The organism is Micromonospora sp. NBC_01796 (genome assembly GCF_035917455.1).
Taxonomy (GTDB): Bacteria; Actinomycetota; Actinomycetes; order Mycobacteriales; family Micromonosporaceae; genus Micromonospora_G.
On the sequence record NZ_CP109078.1, the window covers coordinates 2,070,724 to 2,086,865 of the forward strand.

General features: G+C 70.5%; 17 protein-coding genes. 6 read left to right on the top strand and 11 right to left on the bottom strand.

What is annotated here, in order from left to right; translation table 11 throughout:
- Positions 1 to 28: 28 nt before the first annotated feature.
- Positions 29 to 601, top strand: coding sequence for a Uma2 family endonuclease (locus OIE47_RS09530; RefSeq protein ID WP_326561127.1), 573 nt, complete (start codon positions 29 to 31; stop codon positions 599 to 601).
- On the opposite strand, the gene OIE47_RS09535 is transcribed toward OIE47_RS09530, so the two are convergent.
- Genes OIE47_RS09535 through OIE47_RS09545 form a run of 3 tightly spaced genes read right to left on the bottom strand, consistent with a single transcriptional unit; the run spans position 573 to position 2,578 of the window.
- Positions 573 to 1,004 (bottom strand): ester cyclase, encoded by a 432-nt coding sequence (locus OIE47_RS09535; protein WP_326561128.1) that lies wholly within the window; start codon positions 1,002 to 1,004, stop codon positions 573 to 575. The two genes, OIE47_RS09530 and OIE47_RS09535, sit on opposite strands and share 29 nt — an antisense overlap.
- A gap of 33 nt (positions 1,005 to 1,037) precedes the next feature.
- A complete protein-coding gene (locus OIE47_RS09540) occupies positions 1,038 to 2,000 on the bottom strand; it encodes a complex I subunit 1/NuoH family protein (RefSeq protein ID WP_326561129.1) in 963 nt (320 codons plus the stop codon).
- Entirely contained in the window at positions 2,000 to 2,578 is a 579-nt protein-coding gene (locus OIE47_RS09545) for an NADH-quinone oxidoreductase subunit C (RefSeq protein ID WP_326561130.1), read from the bottom strand. The genes OIE47_RS09540 and OIE47_RS09545 overlap by 1 nt, the downstream gene beginning before the upstream one ends.
- 168 nt (positions 2,579 to 2,746) lie before the next feature.
- On the opposite strand from OIE47_RS09545, the gene OIE47_RS09550 reads away from it, so the two are divergent.
- Positions 2,747 to 3,790: a glucose 1-dehydrogenase gene (locus OIE47_RS09550; RefSeq protein WP_326561131.1), complete on the top strand. Its 1,044-nt coding sequence runs from the start codon at positions 2,747 to 2,749 to the stop codon at positions 3,788 to 3,790.
- 18 nt (positions 3,791 to 3,808) lie between these two features.
- Here OIE47_RS09550 and OIE47_RS09555 read toward each other — a convergent pair whose 3' ends face one another.
- Positions 3,809 to 5,119 carry a DUF2252 domain-containing protein gene (locus OIE47_RS09555; protein WP_326561132.1) on the bottom strand — a complete coding sequence of 437 codons (1,311 nt, stop codon included), beginning with the start codon at positions 5,117 to 5,119 and terminating at the stop codon, positions 3,809 to 3,811.
- Positions 5,120 to 5,237: 118 nt separating this feature from the next.
- Entirely contained in the window at positions 5,238 to 5,801 is a 564-nt protein-coding gene (locus tag OIE47_RS09560; RefSeq protein ID WP_326563042.1) for an NADH-quinone oxidoreductase subunit B, read from the bottom strand.
- A gap of 129 nt (positions 5,802 to 5,930) precedes the next feature.
- Here OIE47_RS09560 and OIE47_RS09565 point away from each other — a divergent pair, with 129 nt between their 5' ends.
- From OIE47_RS09565 to OIE47_RS09575, 3 genes are all read left to right on the top strand, one after another.
- Positions 5,931 to 6,494, top strand: coding sequence for a sigma-70 family RNA polymerase sigma factor (locus OIE47_RS09565; RefSeq protein ID WP_442792068.1), 564 nt, complete (start codon positions 5,931 to 5,933; stop codon positions 6,492 to 6,494).
- Positions 6,487 to 7,734 (top strand): hypothetical protein, encoded by a 1,248-nt coding sequence (locus OIE47_RS09570; RefSeq protein WP_326561134.1) that lies wholly within the window; start codon positions 6,487 to 6,489, stop codon positions 7,732 to 7,734. Before OIE47_RS09565 ends, OIE47_RS09570 begins: the two co-directional genes overlap by 8 nt.
- A gap of 224 nt (positions 7,735 to 7,958) precedes the next feature.
- Entirely contained in the window at positions 7,959 to 8,879 is a 921-nt protein-coding gene (locus OIE47_RS09575) for a hypothetical protein (RefSeq protein ID WP_326561135.1), read from the top strand.
- Positions 8,880 to 8,973: 94 nt separating this feature from the next.
- Here OIE47_RS09575 and OIE47_RS09580 read toward each other — a convergent pair whose 3' ends face one another.
- From OIE47_RS09580 to OIE47_RS09605, 6 genes are all read right to left on the bottom strand, one after another.
- Positions 8,974 to 9,588 carry a DUF305 domain-containing protein gene (locus OIE47_RS09580; protein ID WP_326561136.1) on the bottom strand — a complete coding sequence of 205 codons (615 nt, stop codon included), beginning with the start codon at positions 9,586 to 9,588 and terminating at the stop codon, positions 8,974 to 8,976.
- Positions 9,589 to 9,680: 92 nt separating this feature from the next.
- A complete protein-coding gene (locus OIE47_RS09585) occupies positions 9,681 to 10,436 on the bottom strand; it encodes a lytic polysaccharide monooxygenase (RefSeq protein WP_326561137.1) in 756 nt (251 codons plus the stop codon).
- Positions 10,437 to 10,616: 180 nt separating this feature from the next.
- Positions 10,617 to 11,453: an undecaprenyl-diphosphate phosphatase gene (locus OIE47_RS09590; RefSeq protein ID WP_326561138.1), complete on the bottom strand. Its 837-nt coding sequence runs from the start codon at positions 11,451 to 11,453 to the stop codon at positions 10,617 to 10,619.
- A 146-nt stretch (positions 11,454 to 11,599) separates the two neighbouring features.
- The gene (locus OIE47_RS09595) at positions 11,600 to 13,081 is read right to left on the bottom strand and encodes a pyridoxal phosphate-dependent decarboxylase family protein (protein WP_326561139.1); all 1,482 of its coding nucleotides are present in this window, start codon (positions 13,079 to 13,081) and stop codon (positions 11,600 to 11,602) included.
- A gap of 26 nt (positions 13,082 to 13,107) precedes the next feature.
- The gene (locus OIE47_RS09600) at positions 13,108 to 14,505 is read right to left on the bottom strand and encodes an MFS transporter (RefSeq protein WP_326561140.1); all 1,398 of its coding nucleotides are present in this window, start codon (positions 14,503 to 14,505) and stop codon (positions 13,108 to 13,110) included.
- 141 nt (positions 14,506 to 14,646) lie between these two features.
- Entirely contained in the window at positions 14,647 to 14,955 is a 309-nt protein-coding gene (locus OIE47_RS09605) for an MGMT family protein (protein WP_326561141.1), read from the bottom strand.
- Positions 14,956 to 15,016: 61 nt separating this feature from the next.
- Between OIE47_RS09605 and proB the strand changes: the two genes are divergently transcribed.
- Positions 15,017 to 16,126, top strand: coding sequence for a glutamate 5-kinase (gene proB / locus OIE47_RS09610; protein WP_326561142.1), 1,110 nt, complete (start codon positions 15,017 to 15,019; stop codon positions 16,124 to 16,126).
- The last annotated feature ends 16 nt before the right edge of the window (positions 16,127 to 16,142 follow it).

The following is a 16,142-nucleotide window of genomic DNA, read 5'->3' on the forward strand; positions in this document are numbered from 1 at the left end:
TCCCGGCCCCGCGTGAGAGGAACTTCGCATGACCTCCGCACTCAGCGACGCCTACCCGCCGACGGACGGGTGGACCACTGACGATCTGGATGCCCTGCCCGACGACGGCCACCGCCGCGAGCTGCTCGACGGAGTTCTGATCATGTCGCCCTCCCCCACGGCCGCCCACCAGACGATCGCCTGGCGCCTGGCCGCCGCGCTGGACGCCGACTGTCCGGACGAGTACGACGTCACCCAGGGTGTCGAGGTGCGGATCAACCGCCGCCGCTCGTTCATCCCGGACGTGCTGGTCACGACCGCTGCCGCCGCCGCCCGGCGGACCGCGAAGTACGAGCCGCACGAGGTGGTGCTCGCGGTCGAGATCGTCTCCCAGGGGTCGCAGTCGATGGACCGGATCCTGAAGCCGGCGCTCTACGCCCAGGCCGGGATCCCGTTCTACTGGCGGATCGAGTTCGAGGACGGGCTGACGGTCTACACGTACAAGATCGATCCGGTGCACGAGGTGTACACGGAAACGGGCCGGTGGAACAAGTTCGTCGACACCGGGGAGCCGTGGGCGATGAACCTGCCGGTCAGTCGGCTGATCCCCCGGCACCTGTGAGCGGTGGCAGGACCTCGACGCCGAGCTGTTGCAGGAGCTGAAACAGCTCGTTGACGCTCCACACGTCGATGATCTTGCCGACCGGGTCGAAGCGCAGGAACGTGGCACCGGAGTAACTGACCACCTGCCCGGTCGGTGGCACCGGCCCGAAGGCACCACGCTGCGTGCCGGCGGCCCGCCAGTGCAGGGCAGCCCGCTCACCGGAGACGATCAGGTCGACGATCTTGTAGCGCAGGTCCGGAAAGGCCGTACGCCGCTCCCGGTGCCAGGCCAGGACCGCCGCCGGCCCCGAACCGCCGAGGCCGGGGCACTCTTCGGCGACCAACTCGTACGCCGTCTCCTCACGGGAGTCGTGCCAGACGTCGCTCACGAACCGTCGTACCGCGCTGTCGATGTCGACCACGGTGCGTCAGCCTAGCCCCCGTACGGGCCCCGGTCAGAATGCGACGCGGACCGCCGTGGTGAGGACCAGTTGGCCCAGCGACACCGGGACCAGGACCAGCCAGCAGAGCCGCTGCAACTGGTCCTCGCGCAGCCGGGGGTAGGACACCCGGAACCAGATCACCACGAAGGACACCGCGAAGATCTTGAGCAGGGTCCAGAGCCAGCCGAGGTACTCGTCCCCGAACGGGCCCTGCCAACCGCCCAGGAACAGGACCGTGGTCAGGGCCGCGATCACCACGATGCCGACGTACTCGGCGAGCAGGAAGAACGCGAACCGCAGGCCGGTGTACTCGGTCATGTAGCCGAAGACCAGCTCGGAGTCGGCGATCGGCATGTCGAACGGCGGGCGGCGGATCTCGGCCAGCCCGGCGACGAAGAACACGAACATGGCCGGCGCCTGCCAGATCAGCCACCACGGCTGCCAGGCCTCGACGATGCCGGGCAGGCTCAGCGTGCCGGCGGCGATCGCCACGCTCGCCGCCGACAGCACCAGCGGCAGCTCGTAACCGAGCAGCTGGGCCGCCCCTCGCAGGCCGCCGAGCAGGCTGTACTTGTTCGCCGAGGCCCACGCCGACATCAGCACCGCGACCACGCCCACGCCGATCACGGCAAGGACGAAGAACAGGCCGATGTCCAGCGGCTGCCCGACCAGATCCCCCGGTCCGAGCGGGATGACCAGCAAGGCCAACAGGTACGGCACCAGCGCCACCACCGGCGCCAGCCGGAACACCGCCCGGTCGGCGGCCCGGGGCGTGATGTCCTCCTTCTGTACGAACTTGACCCCGTCGGCGATCAACTGGGCCCAGCCGTGGAAGCCGCCCGCGTACATCGGGCCGAGCCGGCCCTGCATGTGCGCCATCACCTTGTGTTCGAGCTGCCCGACGACCAGCGGCAGGGTGAGGAACGCGACCACGACGGCCACCACCCGGATCAGCAGTTCCAGCCAGAGCGGCATCAGCGGTCGCCCCATTCACCCGGCGCCGGTACGCCCGGCGGTCGCATCGGCGCCCGGCGGGCCGTCCCCGCCTCCGACTCACCCGGTTCCTTCGCCCCCGGCCACGGCTTTGCCACCCGTGAGGCGAGCACGAACTCCTTGCGCAGCGGGTGCCCCTCGAACTCCGGCGGCAGCAGCAGCGGCCGGAGGTCGGCGTGCCCGGCGAAACCGATCCCGAACATCTCGTACGTCTCCCGCTCGTGCCAGGCGGCACCGGGGTAGAGGTCCACCACGGACGGCACCTCGGGCTCGGGCCGGGGCACCCGGGTACGCACCAGCACCCCGTGCCGGTGCCGGGTCGACCAGAGGTGGGCGACGATGTCGAACCCGTCCGCCAGTTCGTCCACGGCGGAGAGCCAGTCGAAGAAGTCGCAGTCCAGGTCGGCGTCGTCGCGGGCGGTCCGGAGCGCGTCGCGCCACCGGTCCGGCGGTACGTCGACCGTCGCCCGCGCGTACGCCTGCCCGCCGGACACCCCGACCGTGAGCTGCTCACCACCGAGGAGCGTGCCCAGTCGCGTACCGATCTCGTCCGGCGTCATGCCCGCGATCCTATGACCCCCCACCCCTCCCCCACCCCCTCCCCGCCCCCTCCCCCCACCCGCCCACCACCCGCCCACCTCCGCGATCTAGGGCATATGGTGGTGATTGAAGATCAACAAACACGTATATGCCCTAGATCGCGGGGAGGGTGCGGGAGAATGACGGGCGTGCGCGCCGTGACTGTCATCCCCGGGACCCCGAACTCGCTGCGCCTCGTCGACGGGTATCCCGAGCCGCCGATCGACGAGGGGGCGGTGCTGGTCCAGGCGCTGTCGGTGGGCATCTGCGGGACCGACCACGAGATCATCGACGGGCACTACGGCGAGGCACCGCCGGGGATCGCCGAACTGGTCATCGGTCACGAGTCACTCGGACGGGTGATCGAGGACCCGACCGGTTCGCTGCGCCCCGGTGACCTGGTGGCCGGTGTCGTCCGCCACCCCGACCCGGTCCCCTGTCCGAACTGCGCGGTCGGCGAGTGGGACATGTGCAGCAACGGTCAGTACACCGAGCACGGGATCAAGGGCCTGCCCGGCTTCGCCCGGGAGCGCTGGCGGGTCGACCCCCAGTACGCGATCCTGCTCGAACCGGCGCTCGCGCAGGTCGGGGTGCTGCTCGAACCCGCCAGCATCGTGGCGAAGGCGTGGGAGCACATCGAACGGATCGGCACGCGGGCCGTCTGGCGACCGGAGACCGTACTGGTCACCGGGGCAGGGCCGATCGGGCTGCTCGCCGCCCTCCTGGCCTGCCAGCGCGGCTTCACCGTGCACGTCCTGGACCGGAGTTCCACCGGCCCCAAGCCGGACCTGGTACGGGCGCTCGGCGCGCAGTACCACTCCGAGGGGATGGCGGCGCTCGGTTTCGAGCCCGACGTGGTGCTGGAGTGCACCGGTGCCCCGTCGGTTGTCCTGGACGTGATGTGCCAGGCCGCGCCGAACGGGATCGTCTGCCTGACCGGCGTCTCGACCGGCGGGCGCATGATCGACTTCGATGCGGGTGCGCTCAACCGGAACCTGGTGCTAGAGAACAACGTGGTGTTCGGTTCGGTGAACGCCAACCGTCGGCACTGGGACCTCGCCGCCACCGCCCTGGCCAAGGCCGACCGGCAGTGGCTCGAAGCACTGATCAGCCGCCGGGTCCCGGTGGAGGCGTACGCCGAGGCGTACACCCCCGTACCCGGTGAGATCAAGGTCGTACTCGACTTCGCCTGAGGCTCCCCGTCGGCTCGGCTACAGACCGGGGAGCCGGCCGTTGCGGAACAGGTCGACGAAGATCTGGTGGTCCCGGCGCGCACGCAGCCCGTAGGTGTGCGCGAAGTCGACCAGGTGGGCCACGAAGCCGGACTCGTCCTTGTCGACCACCGCGACGATCTCCTCCTCGGTGGAGTAGTCGACCAGGTCGTGGCTGGACTCGTCGTCGGCCACCGAGTGCATCCGGGCCACCGCCCGACCCAGGTCGCCGATCACCCCGGCCAGCTCCGCCGGTTCGTTGACGTCGGACCAGTCCAGGTCGGCGGCGTACGGCGACACCTCGGCGACGAGCTGGCCGACCCCGCCCAGCTCGGTGAAGCCCAGCCACGGGTCGGCGTGCGCCTGGAGCGCCCGCTGCGACTCGGCGGTCCGGTGCCCCTGGTGCCGGAAGTAGCCCCGCACACCCGGATCGTCGACGTACCGGGCCACCGCCGGCACCTGGGCCTGCTTCATGTAGATCACCACGTCGTTCTCCAGCGCCTGGGTGTGCCCCTCCAGCAGCAGGTTGTACGACGGTAGCCCGGCCGAACCGATCCCCACCCCCTTGCGCAGCACCACGTCCTTGATCTGGGCGGCGACCGGGCGCAGGCCGGTGGTGGAGGCCGGCAGGGTGCCGAGGTAGCGCTCGTACGCGGTGACCACCTCCGCGCGGGCCGCCTCGTCGATCTCGAACACCCCGTCGCCGAGGGCGAACCGGCGCTCGTAGTTGTCGATGGTGGTCTGGGCGGAGAGCAGGTCGACCCGGGTGCTCAGCCTGGCCCGTTGCAGCACCGTACGCAGGACCCCGTCGGCGTTCTCCAGGGTGATGGAGCCGATCGCCTCCTCCCCGCCGGCCGCGATCGCCCGCAGTTCGGTCAGGTACGTCTGGGCGAACCGGCTCACCAGGTCGCTGATGACGTCGTCGGAGAGCGCCTTGGCGTACCCGATCAACGCCACGCTGGCCACGAACCGCTTCAGGTCCCAGGAGAACGGCCCGACGTACGCCTCGTCGAAGTCGTTGACGTTGAAAACGAGCTGGCCGGAGCCGTTCATGTACGTGCCGAAGTTCTCGGCGTGCAGGTCGCCGTGGATCCAGACCCGGCTGGTACGCGGGGTGAGGAACCGGTCGTCGGCGAAGTCGCCGGTCAGGTCCGCGTAGAAGACCGAGGCGCTGCCCCGGTAGAAGGCGAACGGTGAGGCGGCCATCTTGCGGAACTTGCGCCGGAACGCGGCCGGGTCCAGGGCCATCGACTCGCCGAACTCGGCGATCAGGACGTCGACCAGTTGGTCCGCCCGTTGATCAGTGCTCATGCTCCGCAGGCTAGTCCGCCCTGACCAGGCCCGGTGCCGTGGTCGGCTGACCGGTGACGCAGTCACCCCTGCCGTGGCCGGGTGACGGCTGACCGGTGACGGGTGACGGGTAACGCGGTCAGCTCGACGGGCGCCGTACGGGTGGTGCGGTCAGCGAGGCGACGCTGCGGCCGGTACCGGCGTCGACGGGTGCGCTGAGCGGATCCGGGCGGGACACGCCACCGATGCCGGACTGCTCGGCGGCGATCTTCTCCTGGAGGCGGAGGATGCCGTGCAGGAGTGCCTCCGGGCGGGGCGGGCAGCCGGGTACGTAGACGTCGACCGGGATGAGCTGGTCGACCCCCTTGGTCACCGAGTACGAGTCCCAGTACGGCCCCCCGCAGTTGGAGCAGGCACCGAACGAGATGACGTACTTCGGCTCGGGCATCTGGTCGTAGAGCCGTTTGATCGCCGGGGCCATCTTGTCGGTGACCGTGCCGGAAACCACCATCAGGTCCGCCTGGCGCGGGCCGTGGGCGAACGGGATGACCCCGAGCCGGATGAAGTCGTGTCTGCCCATGCTGGTGGCGATGAACTCGATCGCGCAGCAGGCCAGCCCGAAATTGAAGACCCACAATGAATAGCGGCGTCCCCAGTTGAGCACGAACCTGATCGGTTCGCCGAGCACTCCGGGCAGTTGCACGGTCTCCCCCTCTCGGTCCGGCACCCGACAGTGAACCACAGCATCGTCCGGTCGCTCGCCCGCAACCGGTGCCGTCGCCGGCACGTGTTACCGACGTCCTCGGGCAGGGGCCCGGACGGGGAGGAACGAGTGACGGTGACGACAGGTCCGGGCGTCGATGCTTCACCACCGGTTGTACCTGCCGGTGAGGGCGACCCGGACAGAGCCGAGAGAGTCGAGTTCGATGCGTTCTACCACGCGCATTTCCGGTCGATGACCGTGCATCTGTGCGCGTACACGGGGGATCTGGGGCAGGCGCAGGACCTGGTCCAGGAGGCGTTCTGCCGGGCCTTCGCCCGCTGGGACAAGGTCGTCCGGTACGACGACCCGGTCGCCTGGGTCCGCCGGGTCGCCTGGAACCTCGCCACCAGCCGGTGGCGACGACTCCGCACCGCGCAGGCGTACCTGCGCCGGCAACGCGAGGAGTACGTCGCCGGCCCGACCCCGGACCGGGTCGCGTTGACCGCCGCCCTGGCCCTGTTACCACCGAACCACCGACGTGCGGTGGTCCTGCACCACCTCGGTGACATGTCGATCGCCGAGATCGCCCGGCAGGAAGGGGTGGCGGAAGGGACCGTGAAGTCCTGGCTGCACCGCGCCCGCGCCGCTCTCGCCGCCGAGCTGACCGACCGCAAGGAGCAGAACAATGGCTGACACCGACGACCTCGCGTACGACGACTTCGCGCTGGACGCCGAGTTCGCCGCCTTCCGTACCGGACTGCTCGACCAGATCACCCCACCCGGCCCGGACGCCGTACGCACCACCGTCCGGCACCGCCGACGGGTCGCGACCACCACCGGCCTCGCCCTCGCCCTGGTCCTCGTCATCGGCCCGGTCGCCGGGTACGCGGCGCTGAACCGCAACTCCGCACCGCCCCCCGGACCCGCCGCGACCGGCGAACCGACCACCAGCCCCACCCCGTCAGCCAGCCCGACCCCGTCGGCGACCCCGTCGGCGTCGGCCACCCCACCGCCACCGGACGGTGAGATCAGCCGGGCAGACCTGCTGAAGGCCCGGGTGACCCTGCCGGCGTGGCAGTCGACCGCCCCCGAGTGGTGCGTCACCAGGAACGTCCGGCTGGAGGACGACCCGAAGATGAAGCACCCGGCGCTGGCCACGCTCGTCCACGGCGACGTGGACCAGGACGGGGCCGCCGAGTCGATCGCCCTGCTGACCTGCCCCCTCACCGAGGGCGGGACGACACAGCAGGTGGTGGTGTTCGACCGGGACGCCACCGGAAAGGTGGTCACCCTCGGCCAGGTTGTCCGGGTGGGTGCCGGAATAGAATGGCTGGCCGACGTCAAATACGACCCCACCGGAACTGTACGGGTCCAGGTGGGTGATATTCCGACGTGCTGCGAGATCCCGAACGCGTGGTCGCAGAAACAGTGGCGGAGCTACGCCTGGAATGGCAAGGAGTTCGAGCAGAAGGCCGGACCGGAAGCATTCGGACCCAATCCGACATTCATCGACCTGCGGCCGGTCAGCGCCACGGACGTGGTCTTCGTCGAACATCCCGAGGACGTCATCTCGGGATGGCGGTACGGCTCGGTGACCGTCAAGATCCGTAACGACGGTCCCTCCACCTCGAAGACCGTACGGCTGGAGCTTTGGTTCAGTCAGGGCGTGATGCGGCACGAAGGCGCCGGCTGGTCTGCCTGCACCAAGGTGAGCAACACCTCGTCGGTGCCGGCCGCGGCGCTGTTCTGCGAACTCAAGCCACTGAAGGCCGGTGAGGAACGGACGCTGGTGCTCGGGCTGATGAGCAGCGCGCAGGGCGACAGCGGCACCGCCACGGTCCACCTGAGCAATGTGGACCGGGTCGACGGCAGGGAGTGGGTCGTACCGGATTCCAGCGGCAACAACGACCGGATCGAGTTCCAGTACCGCTGACCCGAGGCACATGGCCCGTGCCCGGATTTCCGGGTGCGGGCCATTGTCGTTGCCGGGTCCGATCGGCGTCGACCCCTGACGCGTTCCGGTCGGGATCGGTTGTCGGTCATCCTTGTCGTTTCGCGGACAGAAAAGCACCGCAACCCGAATACGGAATGGGACGTGTCTTGTTCGATGCCGGGACAGAAAGCGCCACGGCACACGGGGAACAATCTGGAGGAACAATGTCCGTCTCAATGCGTCGTCGTCTGCTCGTCGGTGCGCTCGGCACCGCCGCGTTGCTGGTGGCCCTCGCCCCGGCCGGCGCCGCCTCGGCCGGAAACAGAAATCACGGCTCGTCCGTCTCCGTCGGCAACCTGGTCCTCCAGCCGACCGAGCGTGGTTACCGTGGCACGCTGCCGATCACGATCACCCTCCGCGGCACCGCGGACGTCCTGCCCGTCGTCACCGTCACCGAGCCGGTCGGCGGCTCCTTCACCGGCCTGCTGCCCGAGGGGCCGTGCTTCCCGCTGAACGACGGACCCCGCCGCACGGTCAACTGCACGATCGACAGGTTCGAGCCCGGCGAGCGGCGGACCGTCTACGCCGAGTTCGAGGTCCTGACCGACGCCCGCCGTTACCCGATGGTGGCCACCGGCGGTCGGGTGGACGTCTCGGTCGACTCGGTCCCGGTACGCGGTGGCGAGGCGTTCTCCGCCCTGTTCCGTTCCACCACCGGTTCGGTGCGCCACCCGCTCCCGTACGTGCAGGACACGGTGGCCGACGGCTCGGTCCGGGTCGGTCCGGCCGTGCTGAACCAGCAGGCCGACGGCGGCTACGCCGGTCAGGTGTCGATCACGGTCGGCTACCGCAGCGACGCGCCGCACGACGAACTCCAGGTTCAGCTCGGCCTGCCGGAGGGTGTCCGGACCGGCGAGGGCGTCTTCTGCCCCTTCGCGCGCTGCGTGGTGCCGGGCGGCGAGTTCATGCCCGGTGAGGTACGGACCTTCGACGTCCCGCTGACCGCCGAGGCCGACACCGTGGCCGGGCCGCTCGGCGACGCAACCGCCCAACTGCACCTCCCGTACGGGAACACCGAGACCCCGGACTCGAACCCGGCCGACAACGCGGCGACCTTCACCGTCACCGCCGTCCCGGCCGCCTGAGCCCGAAGTCACAGCGGCGGTGCCCGACCGGGATCTTCCGGTCGGGCACCGCCGCGTTCGGTACCCACACTCCACAGTGGTTGAACCGGTGGAACTAGCCGAGCATCGTCAGCATCTGGTTGATCTGGGCGGTCCGGGACTGGTCGATCCGGCCGGCCAGTTCCCTGGCGGCCGGGTCCTGCCCGAACTTCGCCTCGTTGCGGGCCATCTCGACGGCGTTGTGCTGGTGGGCGATGAACAGGTTGAGGAACGCGGTCTCGAACTCGGCCCCGGTGATCCGGCCCAGGGCGGCGATCTGTTCGGGTCCGGTGGCCGGCAGACCGCCGTGGTCGGCGTGGGCGTGGTCGGCCGGGTCCGCCTCGGTCGGCTGTCCCCAGTTCCGCAGCCAGCCGCGCATCGTCTCCTGCTCCTCGGTCTGGGTGACGTCGACGGCCGCGGCGAGGGTGCGTACCTCGGCGCGCTGGGCCCGGCTCTCGGCCAACCGGACCAGCTCCAGGCCCTGACCGTGGTGGGTCACCATCATCTGGAGGAACATCACGTCCGCCGGGTTGAACGGTCCCGGCGACCCGGTGGCGGTCGCGGAGACCACCGGCTGCGGCGCGGGGGTCGGCCCGGCCGGTGAACCGCCGGGAGCGGTGCTCGCGCCGCCGCAGCCGGCGAGCAGCAACAGCACCACCGGGGCGAGCAGGGTACGACGGTAACGGGCCATGTCCCGCCTCTTTCGGCTCGGGCAACGGGCAGGGATGGGACGAGCGCGGGCCCGTACCGGATCCGGTACGGGCCCGCCGGTGCAGGTGCGGGTCAGAGCCGCTGCCAGAGCGCCGGTACGTTCGGCGGCTCCCAACCGGGGATGGCCGTGTGTGCCTGACGGCAGCGGTAGCTGGCACCGCCGTAGGTGACCGTGGCGCCGACCTGGTACGCGGTGCCCGAGGCCCAGGTGCCACCGGCCGGCGGCGGGGTGGTCGGGTTCGGCGGCGGGGTTGCCGTACGGGTCGGCGTCGGGGTGGGGTTCGGCGGCGGGGTCGTCGGGTTGCCGCCCCCTCCGCCACCGATCTGGAGGTCGACGCAGGAGTAGAACGCGTTGGCGGTGTCGGCGATGTTCCAGATGGCGAGCAGCTTCTGCCGGCCGGAGAAACCGCTGAGGTTCACCTGGTGCGAGACGGTGGCACCGGGCTGGCGGCCGTTGTCGTTGAACAGCGCCACCCGCTGGTTGCCGATGTAGTACTCCCAGGTGCTGGTGGAGTGCCGGGCGGTGAGCACCCAGTTGAAGGTGAGCGAGGTGCCGACCGAGGTCGCCGGCCAGTTCCGGCTCTCGTCACTGAGTACGGAGAAGTGCGCGATGTTGGCGTGGCAGTTGCGCAGCCCCTTCGGACCCTCGACGCTCTGCGGTTCCCACTGGATCTGTCCACAGTTGGCGACCCGACCCTGCGCGCAGTTGGCCTGCCGGCTGGGTGGTGACGAGATGTAGCCGTGTGCCTGCGCGGGCGCGGCGACGACCAGGGTGGAGGTGATGAGGGCTGCGACCGTCAGCAGAGACAGTGCGGCAGATCTTCGCATCGAAGGGCTCCTTACTCGTACTCGGCAGGGCGCCCTTAACAATTTATAGTAAACACTATTTACAGTAAAGACCTGGAAATAAGTTTGTCGATGTGTTCGTACCCGCACACAGCGCAGCGACCCGGTATCCGCCCCACCGAGGGGCGAACACCGGGCCGCCGTGACGAACCAGCCGATCGGTCAGGTGGCCGAGATGGTGCCCGTACCGACCAGGACCAGGACCACCGTGCCGAGGATCACCCGATAGACGATGAACATCGTGTACGTGTGCCGGGCGATGAACTTCAGCAGCCAGGCCACCGCGAGGTAACCCACGATCCCGCTGACCAGGGTGGCGGTGATGGTCGCCGGCCAGCCGACCCCGTTGCTGATGTTCTCGTACTCGTCCACCACCTGGAGCGCGCCCGCCGCCATCAGCGCCGGGATGGAGAGGAAGAACGACAGCCGGGTCACGGTGACCCGGTCCAGGTCGCGCAGCAGCCCGGCGGACATCGTCGCGCCCGACCGAGAGATGCCGGGAATCAGCGCCAGGGACTGCACCGTACCGATGATCAGGGTGTCCTTCCAGGTCACGTCCGACTCGTGGCGAACCTGGGTGGCCGCCCGGTCGGCGAACCACATCACCCCGGACCACAGGATCAACGCGAACCCGACGAACCAGAGACTGCGCAGCGTGGTCTCGATCTGGTCCTTGAACAGCAGCCCGATCACCCCGATCGGGATCGAGCCCAGGATGACCGCCCAGCCGAACCGGTAGTCCGGACTCTCCCGACCCGCCGGGCTGAACACCCCGCGCACCCAGGCGGTGAAGATCCGGATCAGGTCCTTGCGGAGATAGAGCAGGGTCGCGAACACCGCGCCGACCTGGATGATCGCGGTGAACGCGGTGATGTCGGGGTCGTCGATGGAGTAGCCGAGCAGCTTTTCCAGGATGGTGAGGTGACCGGTGCTGGATACCGGCAGGAACTCGGTGAGCCCCTCCACCGCGCCCAGCAGCACCGCTTCCAGGATGTTCACATGCGCCTCTCGGAGCCGGGATGGAGGCCGGAGGACGACCGTACGGTCCGATGGATCATCCTTCGACGGGCGTTGACGCTAACGCAGTCCCGACCGTGGAAATCTGCGAGGGGAGGCGTCGGCGAAGACCGGCGGACGTACGACGGTCAGTAGGTGGGACGTTGCAGCAGGCTGAGGAACTCCACCAGGAGCCGCTCACGCAGGCGTACCGGTGCGACGTTGAGCAGGGTGTTGACCACGGCCACCCGTTCCGGCAGCGGCCCACCCGAGGCACCCTCGGCACCGCCGCCCAGCCCCAGCCCGGCGGCGAGGCCGGCGACCAGTTCCGGGGTGAGCTGCTCCGGGGTCAGCGCACCGGCCAACGCCAGCAGTTCGGCCGGTAGCTCGACCGGACCGGCGGCCCGCGCGGCAGCCGCGGCGGCACGCAGGTCCACCCCGAAATCGGCCACCCTCGGCGCCACCGACGCGGTGACGGTCAGATGGATGCTGGCCGGGAGGTCCCCGTACGCCATCTGGGGTTGGGTGTGCCAGCCACGGACGGTGAGTTCGTCCGCGAGGACGAACAGGTCGAGACCGGGATCCTCGGTGCCGAAACAGACCACGGTCGCCTCCGGCTCGGCCAGCAGCCGCAACCCGTCCACGGCGGTCACCTCGGCGGCCAGCCCGCGAACAGCGTCCACAGTGGTCCGAGCCAGGGCCAGGTAACCCGCGTCACCGACGTGCCGCAGGGTGGCGAACGCCGCCGCGATCGGCCCACCGGAACGGGTGGACGAGATCACCGGGTTGAGCATCGTGTAGCCGGGCCAGTCGGCGAAGGCGAAGTACTGCGGCTTGCGCAGCTCCGCGTCGCGGTGCAGCAGCACCGAGACGCCCTTCGGCACGTAGGCGTACTTGTGCAGGTCGACCGAGATCGAGGTGACCCCGGGTACGGCGAAGTCGAACGGGGGCACGTCCACCCCGAGCCGGCGCAGGTACGGCAACGTCCAGCCGCCGAAGCAGGCGTCCACGTGGCACCGCACCCCGGCCGCCGCCGCGATCTCCGCGATCGCGGAGATCGGATCCACCACCCCGTGCGCGTACGACGGAGCGGAACACGCCAGCAGGACCGTCTCCGGCCCGATCGCGGCGGCCACGTCGGCCGGATCCGGACGCAGCGTCTTCGGCGACACCGGCACCAGATCGAGCGCCACCCCGAGGTAGTGCGCCGCCTTCGCGAACGCCGCGTGCGCGGTCACCGGCACCACCAGGCGCGGCGCCCCGATCTCCGGGTGCGCGTCCCGTGCGGTCTTCACCGCCAGGATCAGCGACTCCGTGCCACCGCTGGTGACACTGCCGACCACCTCCGGCGCGCTGCTGCCCGGACCACCGCCGAGCGTACGGGCCGCCGCGCCGACCAGCGCGTTCTCCATCGCCAGCAGGGACGGGAACGCGGTCGGATCGAGCCCGTTCACGTGCGCCGACAGCGCGTACGCCGAGTGCGCCAACTCGTCCAGACCGGGTACCGCCGGGTCGTAGACGTACGCGAACAACCGCCCGCCGTGGGTCGGGCGGTCGGCGGCCCGCAGGCCACGGATCTCGTCCAACACCTGGGCAGCGGGTACGCCGTGCGGGGGCAGCGCGTCGAACATGGCGGACACCGTAACAGCCGACTCGCTCACCGGACCGGTCCGCTCTCGCTGACCGCCACCGATGGATCCGCCACCGGTCCAGCCTGCGCCTGCGCGAGCCGGGCCGGGGTCAGGTCGTAGCGCCGCAGCAGCAGCACCGGCAGCCCGACCAGCAGCGCCGGCAGCACGGTGAAACCGAGCAGCACCCCGAGCCGGGCGGTGTCCGACTGCGCCGCCGCCACCCCCGTGTCCGACGAGACGTAACCGAAGAGCTGCAACACCAGCCCGTAGATGCCCGGCCCGAAGGCCAGCCCGAACGTCTCCCCCGCCGTCCACACCCCGGTGAACACCCCCGCCTGGCGACGGCCGGTCCGCGCGGTGTCGTACGCGATGCAGTCCGGGAGCATCGCCAGCGCGAACACCTGGAGTCCGGCGTACCCGCACCCGATCACCACGATCACCAGGTACGGCAGGACGGCCGGCAGGAGCGGCGCGGCGACCAGCGCCAACGCCCCCGCAGCGAAGATCAGTGACGCCCGGACGAAGGCCCGCAGCTTGCCGATCCGGGCCCCGATCCTGGACCACAGCGGCATCACCAGCAGAGCCGGTCCGACAAACGACACGAACGCGATCGTCGTGCCGCTCTCGCCCGCCTCCAGGACCTGCTCGACGAAGTAGTTGACCCCGGCGAGCACGGTCGCGATCCCGGCCGCCTGGATGACAAAACAGGCCAGCAGCAACCGGAAGGGCCGGTTACCCGAGACGACCCGGAGCTGGGCCCGCAGGCTCGGCTCACTCTCGCCGACCGTACCGGCGGAGGTGCCCCGGGTGCCGAGGAAGGCGCCCACCGCACCGACGACGATCAGCACCGCCACGAACAGCCCCATCCACCGGTGTCCGGGGATGCCCGAGCCACCGGCGTTGACCACCATCGGCGCGACCGCACCGGAGACCAGGATGGCCACCGCCAGCACCGCGATCCGCCAGGTCATCAGGCGGGTACGTTCCTCGTAGTCGGCGGTCAGCTCGGCCGGCATCGCCACGTACGGCACCTGGAAAAAGGCGAACGCGGTCGCGGTGGCCAGGAAGGCGAACGCGACGTACCAGCCGGCGTCGGTGCCGGTGCCGACCGGTCCGACGAACATCGCCGCGAACAGCACCGCCAGCGCCACCCCGCCCACCAGCAGGAACGGCCGGCGCGGCCCCCAGGGCGAGCGGGTCCGGTCGGAGATCCGCCCGACCACCGGGTTCACCACGACGTCCCACGCCTTCGGCAGCAGGACCAGCAGTGCCGCGATGCCGGCCGCGATGCCCAACGTGTCCGTCAGGTACGGCAACAGCACCAATCCGGGTACGGTGCCGAACGCCCCGGTGGCCAGCGATCCGAGCGCATAGCCGGCATGCACCCGGCGGGGCAGGCCGGTCCCGGCCGGCGAGGCAGTCATGGGGCCGAATGCTAACGGCGGTACGCGGTCCGCCCCACCCCCCGAAGATCCGATTCCGACCGCCCGGAAGGTGTCCGGCCGCGCCACTTGCCCGGTCCCGCGGGAGCGCCACTTGCCCGGTCCTGCGGGAGCGCCGCCTGCTCAGTGGTGCGGGAACCAGGCGGCGTTGCGCAGGTCGACCTTGTCGCCGCGCATCGGGGTGCCCTCGGCGACCAGACTGGCCCGCGCCCGCGACTCGTGCCCCGGCGGCAGCCGGCCGGCCGAGTTCACCACCCGGTACCAGGGCACACCGCCACCGTGCCGCTTCATGATCGACCCGACCTGGCGGGCGGAGTTGCGCCCGGACCGGTCGGCCAACGCGTCCGCTATCGCCCCGTACGACATCACCCGTCCCGACGGGATCCGCTCGACCAGCGCCAGTACGGCCTCGACGTACTCTTCCGTCGTCACGGATCGCCAGCATATGGGAGCCGACCGCCGGCCAGCGGCGATAACCGCGCAGAATGGGCGGGTGCGTGAAGCAGTCACGGCAGCGCGGCGGATCGTGGTCAAGGTCGGCTCGTCCTCGCTGACCACCGCCAGCGGCGGACTCGACACCGATCGGGTCGACGCCCTCACCGACGTACTCGCCGCGCTGGCGGCGGACGGGCGGGAGATCGTGCTGGTCTCCTCCGGTGCGATCGCCGCCGGTCTCGCCCCGCTGGGGCTGCCCCGCCGACCGCGTGACCTGGCCACCCAGCAGGCCGCCGCGAGCGTCGGGCAGGGCCTGCTGATCGGCCGGTACGCGGCCAGCTTCGCCCGGCACGGACGCACCGTCGGGCAGGTCCTGCTCACCGTCGACGACGTCACCCGACGGGTGCACTACCGCAACGCGTACCGGACCCTGCGCAAGCTGCTCGACCTGCGGGCCGTACCGATCGTCAACGAGAACGACACGGTCGCCACCGAGGAGATCCGGTTCGGCGACAACGACCGGCTCGCCGCCCTGGTCGCCGCCCTGGTCCAGGCCGACCTGCTGGTGCTCCTCTCCGACGTCGACGCCCTGTACACCGGCGACCCCGCCAAGCCCGGCACCACCAGGATCGAACAGGTGCACAGCACCGACGACCTGGCCACGGTGACGATCGGCCGGGCCGGGCGGGCCGGTGTCGGCACCGGCGGCATGGTCACCAAGGTCGAGGCGGCCAGGATCGCCACCGGCTTCGGCATCCCGGTCGTGCTCACCGCCGCCCCGCTCGCCGCCGAGGCGCTGGCGGGGGCGTCGGTCGGCACCCTCTTCCATCCGGCCGTACACCGGCCCGGTGCCCGGCTGTTCTGGTTGGCCCACGCCACCTCGCCCCGGGGTCGGCTGCACCTCGACCCGGGCGCGGTGCAGGCCGTGGTGACCCGCCGCAAGTCGCTGCTGCCAGCCGGCATCACCGCCGTCGACGGCACCTTCACCGCCGGTGACCCGGTCGACCTGGTCGACATCCTCGGCATCCCGGTCGCCCGTGGGCTGGTCAACTACGACGCGGTGGAACTGCCCGGACTGCTGGGGCGCTCCACCGGCGAACTCGCCGCCGCCCTCGGCCCGGCGTACGAGCGCGAGGTCGTCCACCGTGACGACCTGGTCCTGCTGTGAAGAACGAGGAGTTCGA

Bases quoted from the DNA above. Each gene is read 5' to 3' on its own strand.
- OIE47_RS09585 (WP_326561137.1), bottom strand. From the start codon at position 10,436: ATGCGAAGATCTGCCGCACTGTCTCTGCTGACGGTCGCAGCCCTCATC.
- OIE47_RS09580 (WP_326561136.1), bottom strand. From the start codon at position 9,588: ATGGCCCGTTACCGTCGTACCCTGCTCGCCCCGGTGGTGCTGTTGCTG.
- OIE47_RS09540 (WP_326561129.1), bottom strand. From the start codon at position 2,000: ATGCCGCTCTGGCTGGAACTGCTGATCCGGGTGGTGGCCGTCGTGGTC.
- OIE47_RS09595 (WP_326561139.1), bottom strand. From the start codon at position 13,081: ATGTTCGACGCGCTGCCCCCGCACGGCGTACCCGCTGCCCAGGTGTTG.
- OIE47_RS09555 (WP_326561132.1), bottom strand. From the start codon at position 5,119: ATGAGCACTGATCAACGGGCGGACCAACTGGTCGACGTCCTGATCGCC.
- OIE47_RS09575 (WP_326561135.1), top strand. From the start codon at position 7,959: ATGTCCGTCTCAATGCGTCGTCGTCTGCTCGTCGGTGCGCTCGGCACC.
- OIE47_RS09545 (WP_326561130.1), bottom strand. From the start codon at position 2,578: ATGACGCCGGACGAGATCGGTACGCGACTGGGCACGCTCCTCGGTGGT.
- OIE47_RS09570 (WP_326561134.1), top strand. From the start codon at position 6,487: ATGGCTGACACCGACGACCTCGCGTACGACGACTTCGCGCTGGACGCC.
- OIE47_RS09600 (WP_326561140.1), bottom strand. From the start codon at position 14,505: ATGACTGCCTCGCCGGCCGGGACCGGCCTGCCCCGCCGGGTGCATGCC.
- OIE47_RS09530 (WP_326561127.1), top strand. From the start codon at position 29: ATGACCTCCGCACTCAGCGACGCCTACCCGCCGACGGACGGGTGGACC.